We start from the raw sequence: 14,838 nt of genomic DNA, 5'->3' as shown, positions 1-14,838 counted from the left end.
TGGAGTTTTCATAAAAGCAATCCTATAACTGATTTGGAGGTTGAGAGGAAAAAATGAAACGTTTCAAGTCCTTGATGATCGGCGCTTTGACCGCCGTACTTGCGGTGACTGCTGTAGGCTGCTCATCGTCATCTGAGCAAGAGCAACAAGTATTGAATATTTATAGCTGGGCAGACAACTTCGACCCAGACGTCATCAAAGATTTTGAGCAAAAATTCAACGTCAAGGTTAACTATGATGTATACGGCAGCAACGAAGAAATGCTGGCAAAAATTCAAGCGGGTGCATCCGGCTACGACCTGATTCAACCTTCCGACTACATGGTAGGTACTATGATTCAGCTGGGCCTCCTGGAAGAGTTGAACAAAGCCAACATCCCGAACATGGGCAATATCGTGTCTACGTTCAAGACACCTCCTTATGACAAAGAAAACAAGTATTCACTCGTATATACATGGGGAATTACCGGGATCGCTTACAACAAGAAATATGTAAAAGAAACCCCGACAAGCTGGAACGATCTGTGGAATGAAGCTTACAAGGGCCGTGTCATCATGCTGAACGACCCACGTGAGGTTATGGGAATGGCATTGATCAAGAATGGCTTCTCCAATAGCACGACGAACACAGAGGAACTGGAAAAGTCCTTCGCTGATTTGAAAAAGGTAGTACCGAATGTTGTTGCCTTTGATACAGACAACATCAAGCAAAAGATGATTGCTGAGGAAGCATGGATTGGAACGGTTTGGTCCGGTGACGCCGCTTTCATTCACGCACAAAATCCAGATGTGGAGTACGTCATTCCGAAAGAGGGCGCAACGATCTGGGCAGACACGCTGGCAATTCCAAAAGGGGCTAAGAACAAGGAAATGGCTGAGAAATTCATCAACTACCTGATGGACCCAGAGGTCAGTGTGAAAAACTACGAGTCTATCGGCTACAGCAACCCGAACGAAAAAGCATACCCACTGCACAGTGAAGAATACCGTTCCAACAAGATGGTCTTCCTGGATACAGCGGACATTGGCCGTGCGGAGTGGCTGGTGGATGTAGGAGAAACCTTGCAGCAATACGACCGCTACTGGACTGAAATGAAGAGCGGCAGATAAATAGTGGTGAACAAACCGAGATGGAGTATTTCCGTCTCGGTTTTTTGTATTTATTTTGTCTGGGAGTGTACTCTTCGGTTTGAAAGGGGAATAGAGCGAGGGCATTGGAAAAATAATAAGGGGACACCATATATTGGGGTAAACATATGATGACAACCAACATGATTTCTGAATCCGTTAGCGAGACGCGAGAAATATTATGGGATCACATGCGAAATCCGCGATTGGTGTTTCGTAACCTTTCTTGTGGAGCCAATAGCTTGTTGCTAGCCTACCTACCCTATCTAGTGGATAAGGAAATTCTCCAGCAGGTGTTGCTTCCCTATTTTGAAAGGTTACCTGAGGAAAAGATCGTTCCTGATACGATTTTGGGGAATGTTCCTGTTGCTCATATCACCAAAACCATGGATTACAAAGAAGTCAGCGATTATCTCGTGAGGGGATGGGTTTACCTTCAAATAGAAGGGATGGCGTGCGGGCTTCTTCTCTACGTAGCAAGAATGCCGAGTCGTTCTTTGGGAGAGGCTCAGGTCGAAACCCAGATTTTCGGTCCCCAGGTTGCTTTTACTGAAGCATTGGAAACCAACTTAGGGGTCCTACAGGGATATCTGTCGACTGATTTGCTTACCAACGTATCCATTACGATTGGGAAACGTAGCAAGACGAATGTGGAAATATGTTACATGGAGGAACTGGCTGCTCCTGAAAATGTTCAAACCGTCATTCAGCGTTTAAGCGATCTAGATATAGACGGCGTGATTGACAGCGGTAAATTGGTTCAACTGATTGATGACAATACGTTCTCTATTTTTCCGCAGTTAATCCTAACAGAACGGCCTGATCATGTAAGTGAAGCGCTGTTGGAAGGAAAGATTGTCGTGTTTGTGGAGGGGAGTCCCTTTGCTATCGTCGGCCCCAGTTCCTTCGTTGACTTTTTCAAGGCGAATGAAGATCTCTATATCCGGTGGCAAATGGCTTCCTTCATTCGATTGTTGCGTTTCTCAGCCCTATTTGTCTCTTTGTTTTTTACAGCTACTTATGTGGCTGCACTTACGTTCCACTATGAAATGATTCCATCTGCTCTCCTTGTATCGCTCGTAAAGTCGCGTTCCAAGGTACCTTTTCCCCCATTGTTTGAAGCATTGCTGCTTGAGATGATTATAGAATTCTTGCGTGAGGCTGGAGCAAGACTTCCTTTCAAAGTTGGGCAAACAATAGGGATTGTCGGCGGTATCGTAATTGGACAGGCAGCCGTCGCAGCGGGTTTTACCAGTAACATCTTGATCATGATCGTGGCACTCAGTGCATTAGCTTCGTTTACTTTTCCTTCCTACATGATGAGTACGGCAGTACGTATCCTCCGCTTTCCGATTATCCTGTTAGCTGGAATTTGGGGAGGTTTTGGTATTATGCTTGGCGCGTCTTTTCTATTGATACACATCCTACGTCAATCAAGTCTGGGACGTCCGTTTTTTCTCCCCTTTTTTCCTTTTCGCTTGCAGGATTTTAAAAACAGTCTGATCCGGTTTCCTTTTTACTCTCTCGGCAAGCGTCCGGTTATGACACGTTCTCCTGACGACACCCGTGCGCCTGATGAAGTCCGGAAAAAAAGACCAGTTCAGTAGTTAGGTGTTGAATGTGAATGTCACTGTCCACTTTTCGTCGAAATAGCCATATGGCTATCAGCGTCTCTCTTGCGCTATTTATGGTCCATAGCAATCAGGTTGGAATCGGCATAGCGGGCGTCCAACGCTTTATTTATGATAGGGTGCAGCAAGACGCCTGGATTTCGGTCATAATAGCAGGCATTATGACCCATATAGCAGCGTGGTTCATGCTAAAAATCTTAGCGAAATACAAAGACATGGATTTGTATGACATTCATCAAACTGTATTTGGAAAATGGCCTGCCCGTGTTCTTAATTTCATCTTTATCGTATATATCATGGGCTCTGCCTTAACGATCTTGAGAGGGTACATCGAGATCATTCAGTCATGGATGTTTCCAGAAGTGCCTTCCTGGATATTAAATGCCTCCTTGCTTTGCCTGGCCATTTATGGAGTGACGGGTGGCATTCGGGTGTTGGCTGGCATTAGCTTTTTTTCTGTCGGGCTGACGGTTTGGCAGTTACTGCTCTTGTTTTACCCCATGCAATACGCCGATTTTCATTTATTGCAGCCAGTCTTTCATCATGATCTTGTAGAGCTTATGGACGGTGCGAAGAAGATGTCTTTTTCCATCATCGGATTTGAGATTATTTTGTTCATCTATCCGTTTGTGAAGGAAAAGGAATTGCTACCGCGATATGTACATGGTGGGCTGTTTATGACCACCTTCTTGTATGTGGCAGTCATGCTGGTTACACTCTTGTACTTTCAAGGGGAACAGCTTCAGCATCTTATATGGGCAACGCTCATGATGATGAAAATTGTAGAGTTTCCGTTTTTGGAGCGTTTTGAGTTTGTGTCTATCTCACTGTGGATGCTCATCATGCTGGATAATTTGCTGATGAACTTGTGGGTAGCCATGCGGGGGGTTCATCATATTAGTGGGGTCAAGGAGAGAATGGCACTTATCGGGATTGTTGGTGTCATGTTTTTTGCTAGCAGCTTTTTAGAAACACGCCAGTCGATTAATCTCATCACGGATGTTTTCGGTGGTGTAGGCTTCTATATCATTTTTATTTATCCCATCGTGCTTTATGTAGTGATTCGGCTGTTTCGGAAGGGAGCGGTCCGGACATGAAAAGGTTACGGTTGCTTGTTTACTACTTATTAGTGGTCGTGTTATTGAACGGCTGTGGGGAGTCGCACGTATTAGAAAAATTGGGACTGGCGGTTGCAGTAGGGTACGATCTTAGTAAAGACGGAAAGCTGTTAGGTACCACGGTATTTTATCAAATTGACCCGGAGGCACGTGAGTTGGTCACTGTGATTTCTGGCACAGCGCATACAAGCAAAGGACTTACCGTTTCACAGAACAGGGAGTCTTCCAAAAAAATCGTAGGCGGTCAAATTCGCGTTGTGGTCTATCACGATGAGTTAGCGCGCAAAGGGATCCTGTCTCTTGTGGAAAACTTAACGCGTGATGCCTCCATAGGAAGTAATGTCTATTTAACGGTAGCCAAAGGACGAGCTTATGATATTTTGACACATCGCTATCCCGAGAACAGCAACATTGGAATTTACCTGTATCAAGCCATACGACAGAACGTCGATGGAGAGAACATGATCTCCTCGAAACTTCATGAGTTCATGAAAGATTATTATGCAATCGGGAAAGATCCCGTGATGCCTTATATCGAAAGAGTAAAGAATGAATTGCATATTAATCAAATTGGTCTGTTTCGAGATGATCGATTGGTGGCAGAGATTACATCAAGGGAGGGATTTTTCCTCAAGATATTACGGGAGCGTTACAATAAGGGAGAATTAGAAATAAACATTTCCCTCGATAAAAAGCGTTTTTTTACTGTCATTGAACATATCTCAAGCAAAAAGCAAATGAAAGTTCTGGATTTGGAGAAACCAAGATTTTCTGTGAAAGTCAAGATGACAGCGCAGATTCAGGAAATGGCTGAAAAAATCGATTTATCAAAGCCTGAGCAGTTAAACAAGGTACAAAAAGCAATCGAACTGGCGGTTAAAAAAGAGACGGAACATTTACTGGAAAAATTAAGAAAACATGATGTAGACCCGGTAGGTTTTGGGGAAATCTACAATATAGCCAGTCAAAAGAGCGGGAAAAAGAAATTGAGTAGAGATGAATGTCGGGAAATCATGAAAAAGGCGAAATATGATGTAGATGTCGAGATCAAGATTTTACGTACAGGCGTCATTGGGTAAAAGGAACAAAAAATACATAGACAAGCGATAATTCGGGGTGAGATAGTGAGGGAGAGGTGGGAAAAAACGGAAAACAGGCAGGCTGTACAAACAGGCTTTCTCGATGCCAATGGCGCAAGAATTTACTATGAAGTAGCAGGGGAAGGCGAACCGCTCTTATTGATCCACGGCTTCAATCTGGATACAAGGCTATGGGATGCCCAGCTGCAAGCATTTGCACAGACGTATAAGGTCGTTCGCTTTGATATCCGTGGGTTCGGTAAAACACTGGCGACTGACGTTCCTTTTACCTTGTACGACGACGTGAAAGCAGTTCTGCTAGGTCTAGGTATCGAAAAAGCGCATGTGGCCGGGCTTTCGTTTGGGGGAATGGTCGCGCAGGAGTTCGCCCTTGCTTACCCGCAGATGGTGAGCAGCTTGATTCTAGTCGCATCTGGCTTGTTTGGTCATCCAAGAAGTGAACAAAGGTTGCACGATGTGGAACGATTCAATCAAGTATGTCAGCCTGGCACGACAGAGGAAGCGTTGGAAATGACGGCACAAATGTGGTTTGACGGTTCTGGTCAGCCGGTAAATGAGCAAGCTCGCGAAGCACGAAACCGCTTTAAAGAAATCAACAGACACGCCTTTTCACTGCCGGAGTTTGGCGTTGGATTGGAAACTTTATCACCCTCGCCAATCGAGCGTTTGGAAAATATCAAAGTCCCGACACTCGTTATTGCAGGAGCGCGGGATTATCCCGATTTTCTACAGATCGCCGATGTATTGACCGAACGGATTACAGGCGCCCAAAAAGTCATCCTGCCTGACTCAGCCCATATCCCACCGATGGATCAACCAGAGGTATTCAACAAACTCGTCCTGGAATTTCTCGAACAAAGCATTGTAAGATCATCCTAATACAGTTTGAAAAGGCATAGAACGGAGAGAATTACCGCTCATGCCTTTTTTTGTTTTCAACACTTTGCCACATCAGATAGCCCGATGGAGCCATATAGATTCTCGTACTAATCTGATAGGATTAAGGACGAAATAAGGAAGCAGGTGACAGGGTGACATACAACATCAGACAATATACGGTTGTGTTTTTGCTCGCCTTCTTACTTGTACTGACAACGGGTATGACAACTGCTTACGCCCATGCTGGCTTGATGAGCAGCTCTCCACAAGATGGTGAGGTACTGAAGGTGAATCCAGGACAAATATCTGCGCGGTTTACCGAAACATTGGAGCCCGATCTTGTTAACGTGCGTCTATTTGACTGGGATGGCAAGGAAATAAAAGTGGAGCGGCCGACATTGCAGCCGGGTGATGCCTCGCAGCTGAATGCGAAACTGCCAACCGATTTGGCTGAAGGGACGTATTCGGTTATCGTATCTGTCGTTTCCGAGGACGGACATCCGATCGAAGAGAAGCTCACGTTTTCCATCGGACAAAAAAGTGCGGCCGTGGTTCCGCCAAATGAGCAAAAAGCGGATTCAAGCTACTTGATCATGTACCGCTATTTGGCGCAAGGAATTATTCTCGTAGGTGGCGGCTTGTATCTGGTAGCGTGGGCAGCACAGCGGCATGGCTTGCCTTCACTTGCCCAGCTCATCGGGATTGGCAGACAAATCGGATGGAGTTTGGCGATCATCGGACTTATATTTTTGTGGTTCTTGTATGACGAATCGTTAACCGCTGTATCACTTACGCAAGCACTGTGGCAGATGGACGGGAACTTGCTCAGTCAGTCTCCGTTTGCGATTATGCTGCTGGTGTCCTTTGTATTACTGTTATTAATCGTGATCCCCAATATGGTGTCTGGCTGGTATGTGGGAATCTGGATTCTTTTGATCAGCGCACAAGCTTTTGGTGGTCATGCATGGGGCATTGCTCCTGTCTGGCTGTCCATTGTGCTGAGACTGTTGCATGTATTGACGGTCGCCGTGTGGATAGGGGCACTTGTCTACTTGCTACTTACAGTCAAAGTGGCTGAAAGAGGACAGGAGTCGTTCAAGAGGTTCTTTTTGCAGACAGTTGCTGTGGCGGCAGTGCTTGCTGTCGTGACGGGTGTTGTTATGCTCAGCGTGCAGACGGATGTCATGAATATTTTTCAGAGTACAACGGCATGGAGCTATCTGTTATACGGAAAAATAGCAAGTGTCTGCCTCATGCTTCTTCTAGCCTTTAGGCAAACAAGACGCTGGCGGACGAAAAATTCCTTGCAGCCCGCTTACTTGCGTTGGGAGATTGTATTCGGGATTATCGCTGTTCTGGCTGGACTTTGGATGAGCCAAATCAACTACCCGACTGCGACGACAAATAGTCAGGCCGTGATTCAAACAGATTCAAACTAGGGAGGATTTCATACGATGAAAATGAAAAAATGGATGAGCAGTGTACTGGTAGCAGGTGCAGTTTTGACGTTGGCGACAGCAGCACAAGCACATGTGAACGTATATCCGAAAGAGGCTACTACAGGCTCCTATGAAAAATACACAGTGCGTGTCCCAGTAGAAAAAGACGTCAACACGACAAAAGTGAAGCTGGAATTTCCGTCAAATGTGAAGGTAAATTCCGTACAACCGATTCCGGGCTGGACCTACGAGTTCGAAAAAGATAAAGACGGTGTGAACACAGCGCTTGTGTGGACAGCAACAGAAGGTGGAATCAAGGCGCATGAGTTCCAAGAGTTCACGTTTGTCGGGGCAAACCCGAAAGAAGAGGGCCAATTGGCTTGGAAGGCTTATCAGACCTATGCAAATGGCGAGGTTGTGGAATGGACAGGGGACAAGGATTCCAAAACGCCAGCGTCTGTCACTACCATTAAGACTGGTGTAGGCGAAGCTGGGCATGAGCATGGACAAGAACAAAAGCCGGCAACGGCTCCTGCCGGGGAAGCGGCGAGTGCAGGCGGCAACAATACCTTGCCATTGGTACTTTCTGGTTTGGCGTTGCTGATCTCCATCGTTGGTCTGTTTAGAAAAAAAGCGTAAGTGCTTCATAATCAAGCTGTGCAGTGTGTCCAATCATGCTGCACAGCTTTTTCCATTGTATGGCAATAAATATCGTTCTATAATAGCTGTAATTACTTTCGGAGGTGCATATCACATGTTAAAAACACTATTCAGAGCAAGCAAGTACACAGGAAGGAAAAATAAGAGTGGCAGCATGACGCGTACGCATTTTGCACAGTAGAGGATTGTAGAGAAACGATCAGTATGTGAAAACGGAACGCGTCATCTGCCTAAAAAAAGGTGGATACTGCTTCCATGTTCATGAATGCGACAAAAGTATATATGATCAAAAGTTTTTTGACTTCCCTGGCCAATACGACCATGTTCACGACCTATGCGCTTTACTATATTGTGACACTGGGTTTTAACCCGTTTGAATTGCTTTTGATCGGGACAGTATTGGAGTTATCCGTGTTGGTGTTTGAAGGGATAACAGGTGTAGTGGCGGATACGTACAGTCGCCGTCGCTCCGTCATTATCGGGATGTTTTTGCTGGGAATCGGATTTGCGATGCAGGGGATCGTTCCTGCGATTGATGCTTGGGTACCGTTGGTTTCTGTCTTCGGCTTGGTGCTGTTTTCGCAAGTCATCAGTGGTCTCGGGTATACGTTTATCAGTGGAGCGGATACTGCATGGATTGTGGATGAGGTCGGAGAAGAGAAGATTGGTACGATTTTCATGAAGGCCAAGCGCTACTCCTTGTTTGGGAATCTGCTCGGTATTGCACTTAGTGTGGCATTAGCAACACTCGCTCCCCATTTGCCTTACCTTATAGGTGGCCTCATGTATCTGGGGCTTGGTGTCTTTCTGTTTCTGTTCATGAAGGAGACTGGTTTTGTTCCACGTGAGCGTGAGCAAGGTGCTTCCCACGTGAAGGAAATGATTCGGACGTGGACTTCGGGTGCCAAAGTGATTCGCAGTCAGCCGATTCTCATGCTGATCTTGTTCGTGACACTATTTACGGGTGCAGCTTCTGAAGGGTATGACCGTTTGTGGGAAGCGCATTTGATCGGAGAAATTGGCTTTCCAGAGCTCGCTACTATTTCGTTGCCAATGTGGTTCGGGATCATTGCCGCACTCGCAAGCTTACTCGGCCTCATCGTCGTAGGTGTTGTGGAAAAAAGGCTGGATGTGAACAATGAGCGGGTTGTCCTTGTGGGGATGTTTACGTTGACGGGACTCAAAATTGCAGCGATGATTGCTTTTGCCTTTTCCCCTAGCTTTAGCTCGGCGTTAGTAGCATTGCTGTTGATCGGTGTGATTCAGTCATTAAGCAGTCCACTGTATGATACGTGGCTGAATCTGAACATTGAGAGCAGTGTGCGAGCGACGGTTTTGTCGATGATGGGCCAGTCCAATGCCTTGGGACAAACGGCAGGTGGTCCGGCTGTCGGATGGATTGGGACCCGTTTTTCGATTCGCGCTTCGCTGGTTGCGGCGGCCATTTTGTTGGCACCGATTCTGATTGTGTTCGGACGTGCGCTTAGAAGGCGCTGAGTTGTAACAAGCATACGGCATGTGTCCATTTTTAGGGCGCATGCCTTTTTGATTGAGGCAATCGTTGGGTGGCGAAGCGCATTCAGGATGCACATCGAGCCCCTTCTCTACCGTGAGTAGTGTATCTTCACTCTCTACGATTTCATCAATCTTCTGAAGCCTGGACTTTTTTTGTATAATCAAGAAAAAATAAACCTTCAAAATAGAGATAGGTGTGGAGCATCTTATGGAAGATAAATTAACATTGATTCAGGTTTTTGCTGGCACAAGTTCACAGGGAGCAGTTTTAGAAGAGCTTCCTGCAGAATACCTAAGCGATCAAAAATTCAAATTATGTGCATCTCCAGGGCTAGCTCTAGGCCTTGCGAAAGGAGATATAATAAAACTCCATCCCAACGGAGATTTTGAATTAATAAAGCATGGTGGAAATTTCTGTATTCAAATTTACAAAGAGCAGCCTATCAAAGAAAAGATAGAAGCAGTTGAATCTATAGTCAAAAAAGAACTTTCAGGCTCTCTAGATGGATTTCATAATGGTTCACTCGCGTTTACTGCTCCAATCAGTAATGGATTTGATGCAACCAATCATACGTTCAATAAAATTAGAGACGTACTAGAAGCAGAGTACTATTACTCTAATATTTACAAGAATCCATATGATTTTGACGATGAAGAGTTAGTTAGTTGGGCGGAAGATCTGGACTAATCGTTTGAAAACGTCAGTTCTTCGGCACTCCGCACTATCTCTGGGATGGGGACTCGTATGTGTTTATGGGTCTCTTTTTCTTTTGTAAAGGAGAACTTGCGAACGCGCGTTCTCTTTTGGTATGATGATCTCAACAACATGAAGACACATTTTGTGGTGGTGACAGCCTGATGATTCAGGAGTTGAGAAGGTACGCAGCCCAGCAGCAAGCAGTTGAGATCATCTATTTGAAGAAGGATGGAGTGGCTAGCAGGCGTACAGTCCGTGTGGTGAATATCGATGAGAACAAAGGGAGCTTGAAAGCATACTGTTATATGAGGAAGGCGTATCGTGTGTTTGTGTTGGATAACATTTTGGCGATCGCACCTGTGTCTGGACATTTTGCCGGATGAAAAGGAATCACCCTCCACGCCCCCAGCCTGTTCCAGCGATACTATGTTATACTAAATAGGTAAACAACTTCAAAAAAGAGGAAGGGCGGGGACAAACAATGGAGTTCTTCATTGTCATCGTCATCATGTTTTTGATCGTAGTATTTGTCTTGGCGTCCAAAGCTGCAAAAGGCGGAAGTGGGCGCTCTCATTCCTCTTCAGACAGCGGGGGCGGAGCCTTCTATGTCGACAGCAATCACAATCACCATCATCGAAATCACGACTCAGGCGATCGTTGGGATAGCTATGACAGCGGAAGCGATAGCGGTAGTGGTGGAGACAGTGGTGGTGGCGGAGATAGCGGAGGCGGCGGCGGGGGAGATTGACGCTGTTGCATTTTGTTTCATTATGGTACAATAATTGGGAAATATGATTCCAAACCTGAATGGTAGGTTTGCTAAAGGAGAGATGTTTTATGGTAGTCATCAAATTTGTTCAGAGTGTCGTAGTCGGGGTCACAGGAATCCTCCTTTCAAGCGAACAGTAATACCGTTCACCAAATGAGGATTCGACTGTGACTGGTTTAGGCTGACAGCCGTATATTTAACCAATTGCAGGGGGAATCCGCAGTGAATCAACTAACCAATCAACAAGTATTGCAATCTATGGGCTGGAATGAGTATTTTGCTAATCATTTTGTCCCTTATGCCGAGCAAGGCTACAGTGTGGGGCGTATCACACTCGAACATAAACGTATTTATCGTCTGTGGAGTGAGCATGGCGAACTCTTGGGCGAAGTAACGGGTAAGCTTCGTTATGAAGCCATCGGACGAGAAGATTTTCCGGCTGTCGGGGACTGGGTAGTGATCAGTGCTCGTCCAGAGGAAAAGAAAGCCTCCATCCATGGACTTCTTCCACGTAAGAGCAAGTTTTCCCGCAAAGTAGCTGGGGATACTGTGGAAGAGCAGATTGTGGCGGCTAACGTCGATACCGTTTTCCTCGTGAATTCCTTAAATAATGATCTAAATCTGCGCAGGATAGAGCGCTATCTCATTCTTGCGTGGGAAAGTGGAGCCAATCCAGTGATTGTACTTTCCAAAGCAGATTTGTGTGACGATCTGGATGCATGTATGGCAGAGATAGAATCAGTCGCAATCGGAGTGCCTATTCACGTGGTCAGTGCTGAGCAGGGAGAAGGACTGGATCAGCTCGCGCCTTATCTGGGCGAGGGCCAGACGATTGCCTTGATGGGTTCCTCTGGTGTTGGCAAATCCACGTTGATCAATAAATTGAGCGGAGCGGAGATGCAAAAAGTCAGTGGCGTGCGTGAAGGTGATGACCGTGGCCGCCATACGACGACACATCGCGAACTGTTCCGATTGCCGAGTGGTGCTCTGATGATTGATACACCGGGCATGAGGGAACTCCAGCTCTGGGAGGCAGATGAAGGCTTCCGCGGTGCCTTTGACGATATCGAGTCCATTGCGGAAACATGCCGTTTCAATGATTGCAAGCATATGCGCGAGCCTGGCTGTGCTGTTCAAGCTGCCATCAATGATGGATCATTGGAAAAGGCACGCTTTGACAGTTACCTGAAGCTTCAACGCGAATTGGCACATCTGGCACGCAAAGAAGACGCAAGGCTTGCTGCCGCTGAAAGAGATAAATGGAAGAAGCTCAACGTTCAAATGCGGGAGAAAAAACCAAAGAGATAAGTAGGTGAGCCCTTGAGAAATCAGGGCTCTTTCCTTTATTTGGGCAAGTAAGCGCTTCTTTTTACTTTCAAAAATTAACGCTTGCTCATAACGCGAGAGTTATGATAGATTTGGTCAATACTCGTTATTACACTTCGAAATAAATAGATAGGTAGCTCGTATAATTTTGGGGATAAGGCCCAACCGTTTCTACCAGGTGACCGTAAATTACCTGACTACGAGTGAAAGTGCGTCTAGGGTTCCGTCTCTTTCTTTCCTATACCAATAATAGGGTTGAAAGATAGCTGGTCCGAGCGACGCAGGCACGAATGATGTGTCACACCTAAGGGATAAAAGCCCAGAGGGACAGTTTCACTTGGCGTTGGTTTGTTACGTAGCCCGCTTGTGACACTGTCCACTCTGGGCTTTCTATATTTCAGCAGGCCACAGGCATAAAGAAGTGGCCGGAACCATATCCGAGGAGGAAGAATTGATGAAAGAATTACAAGAGCGCATCGTACAGGACGGCAAGGTACTGTCGGCATCCGTTTTGAAGGTGGATGCGTTTTTGAACCACCAGGTAGATCCACAATTGACGATGAAGATCGGACAGCGTTTTGCCGAGCTGTTCGCTGGTGAAAAAATCACAAAAGTCGTGACGATTGAAGCAAGTGGAATTCATTTTGCTATGGCGACTTCCTTTGCATTGGGTGTTCCCTTTATCTACGCGAAAAAGAAAAAAGCTGTCACGTTGACAGAGGAAGTATACTCTGCTCCTGTTCATTCCTTTACCCGTCAGGAAACGTATCAAATCAGTGTTTCCCGTCAGTATTTGTCCAAAGAAGACCGCATATTGATTGTCGATGACTTCTTGGCTACGGGAGCTGCTCTGGTGGGGCTTACGAATATTGTCAAAGATGCTGGTGCTCATCTCGTCGGGGTTGGCGCTGTTATTGAAAAAAGCTTCCAGGAAGGCCGCGGTCTCTTGGAGCAAGCTGGCGTACGAATCGAATCATTGGCACGTATTGAATCGATGTCACCAGAAGGCATTCACTTTATTGAAGAAGAACCTGCACACGTATAATCAAAAAATTAATAGGAGGTAAGGGTTCACTCATGCTAGCCAAACATAAGATTGTTACTTTGGGCTTACAGCACATTCTTGCCATGTATGCAGGAGCCGTCGTCGTACCGTTGATTATCGGTGGTGCTTTGAATCTGACTCCTACGCAAATCGCTTATTTGATTGCTGCCGACCTTTTCACATGCGGAATCGCAACGCTCTTGCAAGTCCTTGGCACTCGTTATACAGGGATTCGCCTTCCTGTTGTGCTAGGCTGTACGTTTACAGCAGTAGGACCGATTATCGCGATTGCTTCTACGAGTAATTTAGCCACCGCTTACGGTGCCATCATCATATCGGGTATATTCGTTGTCTTGGCAGCTCCACTGTTCGGCAAGCTGCTGCGCTTTTTCCCAACCGTGGTACAAGGTTCAGTCGTTACCATCATTGGACTGTCGCTCATTCCCGTTGCGATGAACAACGCGGCTGGCGGACAAGGCATGCCGGATTTTGGACAACCGCACAATTTGCTTTTGGCTTTAGGAACGTTGGTTATCATTTTGCTTATTAATCGTTTCTTTACCGGATTTATTCGTGCGATTTCCGTATTGCTCGGCTTGATTGTCGGTACGGCTGTAGCTTACATGATGGGGATGGTCAGCTTCGCTAGTGTAGCGGAAGCCTCTTGGTTTAGCGTGGTTGAACCGTTTTACTTCGGTACTCCACAGTTCAGTATTGTGGCCATTGTTACCATGATTCTCGTCAACATCATCAGCATGGCTGAGTCCACAGGCGTTTACTTTGCTCTCGGTAAAGTGACCGATACAAAAGTAACGGATCAAGATGTAGTCAAAGGATTGCGCGGGGAAGGAGTCGCAATTGTACTGGGCGGCATTTTCAACGCATTCCCTTACACGGCTTTTTCGCAAAACGTCGGTCTGGTTTCCTTGACTGGCATTAAATCGCGTGACGTGATGATTGGTGCCGGTGGAATCCTGGTAGTTCTCGGATTACTGCCGAAGCTGGCTGCGCTGACAACGGTTATTCCTAATGCAGTATTGGGTGGGGCGATGATCGCCATGTTTGGGATGGTTGTTGCATCTGGTATCAATATTCTTTCACAGGTTGATCTGAACAAAAACGAAAATCTGTTGATCGCTGCTTGCAGTATCGCTGTTGGACTTGGTTCTGCTGCGGTTCCGGCGATGTTTGATCAACTGCCTACTTTGGCAAAAATGATGCTGCAAAATGGTATCGTGACAGGTTCTTTGACGGCCGTCATCTTGAATATCTTGCTCGTTCATACGAATAAAAAAGTATCTCAGACTGCTCCGGCAAATGTAACTGTTTCGGAAGCGTCTTAACCTTATCAAAAAAATGAACCGCCACTTCCTGATTAGATAGGAGGTGGCGGTTTTTGCGTTGGAAATGTGGCTGCGGTGGAGAGAAGAATATTTCCAGTCTAGGCTCCAGGCTCCGTCCCTCGAGGAAGTATGGACTGCCCGCTCCGAAGGGATTCGCGGGGAAACGCAAAAGTGGTAGCCGCTTCGTAG

Annotated in this window: 14 protein-coding genes and 1 riboswitch; all 14 genes read left to right on the top strand. The window is 46.2% G+C overall.

The features are described from left to right. The first annotated feature begins 53 nt into the window (after positions 1-53). The 14 genes from PMI05_RS18805 to PMI05_RS18740 all read left to right on the top strand — a co-directional run bounded on the left by PMI05_RS18805 (position 54) and on the right by PMI05_RS18740 (position 14,649). Positions 54-1,109 (top strand): PotD/PotF family extracellular solute-binding protein, encoded by a 1,056-nt coding sequence (locus PMI05_RS18805; protein ID WP_007725070.1) that lies wholly within the window; start codon positions 54-56, stop codon positions 1,107-1,109. A 146-nt stretch (positions 1,110-1,255) separates the two neighbouring features. Continuing rightward, positions 1,256-2,734: a spore germination protein gene (locus PMI05_RS18800; RefSeq protein ID WP_007725067.1), complete on the top strand. Its 1,479-nt coding sequence runs from the start codon at positions 1,256-1,258 to the stop codon at positions 2,732-2,734. 17 nt (positions 2,735-2,751) lie between these two features. After that, positions 2,752-3,855, top strand: coding sequence for a GerAB/ArcD/ProY family transporter (locus PMI05_RS18795; RefSeq protein ID WP_007725065.1), 1,104 nt, complete (start codon positions 2,752-2,754; stop codon positions 3,853-3,855). Beyond that, entirely contained in the window at positions 3,852-4,955 is a 1,104-nt protein-coding gene (locus PMI05_RS18790) for a Ger(x)C family spore germination protein (protein ID WP_007725063.1), read from the top strand. The genes PMI05_RS18795 and PMI05_RS18790 overlap by 4 nt, the downstream gene beginning before the upstream one ends. Before the next feature lie 45 nt (positions 4,956-5,000). Next, positions 5,001-5,855 (top strand): alpha/beta fold hydrolase, encoded by an 855-nt coding sequence (locus PMI05_RS18785; RefSeq protein ID WP_007725062.1) that lies wholly within the window; start codon positions 5,001-5,003, stop codon positions 5,853-5,855. A 152-nt stretch (positions 5,856-6,007) separates the two neighbouring features. Continuing rightward, positions 6,008-7,294, top strand: a complete 1,287-nt coding sequence (locus PMI05_RS18780; protein ID WP_007725061.1) for a copper resistance protein CopC — start codon at positions 6,008-6,010, stop codon at positions 7,292-7,294. A gap of 15 nt (positions 7,295-7,309) precedes the next feature. Continuing rightward, positions 7,310-7,933 carry a YcnI family protein gene (locus PMI05_RS18775; protein ID WP_007725060.1) on the top strand — a complete coding sequence of 208 codons (624 nt, stop codon included), beginning with the start codon at positions 7,310-7,312 and terminating at the stop codon, positions 7,931-7,933. 276 nt (positions 7,934-8,209) lie between these two features. Next, complete coding sequence (locus PMI05_RS18770) at positions 8,210-9,451, top strand: MFS transporter (RefSeq protein WP_007725059.1); 1,242 nt, start codon at positions 8,210-8,212, stop codon at positions 9,449-9,451. Positions 9,452-9,677: 226 nt separating this feature from the next. Further along, entirely contained in the window at positions 9,678-10,157 is a 480-nt protein-coding gene (locus tag PMI05_RS18765; RefSeq protein ID WP_007725058.1) for a DUF4265 domain-containing protein, read from the top strand. 170 nt (positions 10,158-10,327) lie between these two features. Next, on the top strand, positions 10,328-10,549 hold the full coding sequence (locus PMI05_RS18760; RefSeq protein WP_007725054.1) for a WYL domain-containing protein: 222 nt from the start codon (positions 10,328-10,330) through the stop codon (positions 10,547-10,549). Positions 10,550-10,647: 98 nt separating this feature from the next. Continuing rightward, on the top strand, positions 10,648-10,914 hold the full coding sequence (locus PMI05_RS18755; protein WP_007725051.1) for a hypothetical protein: 267 nt from the start codon (positions 10,648-10,650) through the stop codon (positions 10,912-10,914). Between the two features lie 243 nt (positions 10,915-11,157). Then, positions 11,158-12,243, top strand: a complete 1,086-nt coding sequence (rsgA, locus tag PMI05_RS18750) for a ribosome small subunit-dependent GTPase A (protein ID WP_007725048.1) — start codon at positions 11,158-11,160, stop codon at positions 12,241-12,243. 136 nt (positions 12,244-12,379) lie between these two features. Continuing rightward, positions 12,380-12,481, top strand: a riboswitch (purine riboswitch). 234 nt (positions 12,482-12,715) lie between these two features. Continuing rightward, positions 12,716-13,306, top strand: a complete 591-nt coding sequence (locus PMI05_RS18745) for a xanthine phosphoribosyltransferase (protein WP_007725045.1) — start codon at positions 12,716-12,718, stop codon at positions 13,304-13,306. Positions 13,307-13,338: 32 nt separating this feature from the next. Next, on the top strand, positions 13,339-14,649 hold the full coding sequence (locus PMI05_RS18740; protein ID WP_007725043.1) for a nucleobase:cation symporter-2 family protein: 1,311 nt from the start codon (positions 13,339-13,341) through the stop codon (positions 14,647-14,649). Positions 14,650-14,838 lie beyond the last annotated feature (189 nt).

Source organism: Brevibacillus sp. BC25 (assembly GCF_000282075.1).
In the GTDB taxonomy this organism is placed as follows: Bacteria; Bacillota; Bacilli; order Brevibacillales; family Brevibacillaceae; genus Brevibacillus.
Note: the sequence above shows the minus strand (reverse complement) of the source record. Positions and strands in the feature narration are given on the sequence as shown.

What these genes read in the sequence shown, in the direction of transcription:
- PMI05_RS18805 (WP_007725070.1), top strand. Translation starts at nt 54, where the DNA reads ATGAAACGTTTCAAGTCCTTGATGATCGGCGCTTTGACCGCCGTACTT.
- PMI05_RS18800 (WP_007725067.1), top strand. Translation starts at nt 1,256, where the DNA reads ATGATGACAACCAACATGATTTCTGAATCCGTTAGCGAGACGCGAGAA.
- PMI05_RS18795 (WP_007725065.1), top strand. Translation starts at nt 2,752, where the DNA reads ATGTCACTGTCCACTTTTCGTCGAAATAGCCATATGGCTATCAGCGTC.
- PMI05_RS18790 (WP_007725063.1), top strand. Translation starts at nt 3,852, where the DNA reads ATGAAAAGGTTACGGTTGCTTGTTTACTACTTATTAGTGGTCGTGTTA.
- PMI05_RS18775 (WP_007725060.1), top strand. Translation starts at nt 7,310, where the DNA reads ATGAAAATGAAAAAATGGATGAGCAGTGTACTGGTAGCAGGTGCAGTT.
- PMI05_RS18770 (WP_007725059.1), top strand. Translation starts at nt 8,210, where the DNA reads ATGTTCATGAATGCGACAAAAGTATATATGATCAAAAGTTTTTTGACT.
- PMI05_RS18765 (WP_007725058.1), top strand. Translation starts at nt 9,678, where the DNA reads ATGGAAGATAAATTAACATTGATTCAGGTTTTTGCTGGCACAAGTTCA.
- PMI05_RS18760 (WP_007725054.1), top strand. Translation starts at nt 10,328, where the DNA reads ATGATTCAGGAGTTGAGAAGGTACGCAGCCCAGCAGCAAGCAGTTGAG.
- PMI05_RS18755 (WP_007725051.1), top strand. Translation starts at nt 10,648, where the DNA reads ATGGAGTTCTTCATTGTCATCGTCATCATGTTTTTGATCGTAGTATTT.
- PMI05_RS18745 (WP_007725045.1), top strand. Translation starts at nt 12,716, where the DNA reads ATGAAAGAATTACAAGAGCGCATCGTACAGGACGGCAAGGTACTGTCG.
- PMI05_RS18740 (WP_007725043.1), top strand. Translation starts at nt 13,339, where the DNA reads ATGCTAGCCAAACATAAGATTGTTACTTTGGGCTTACAGCACATTCTT.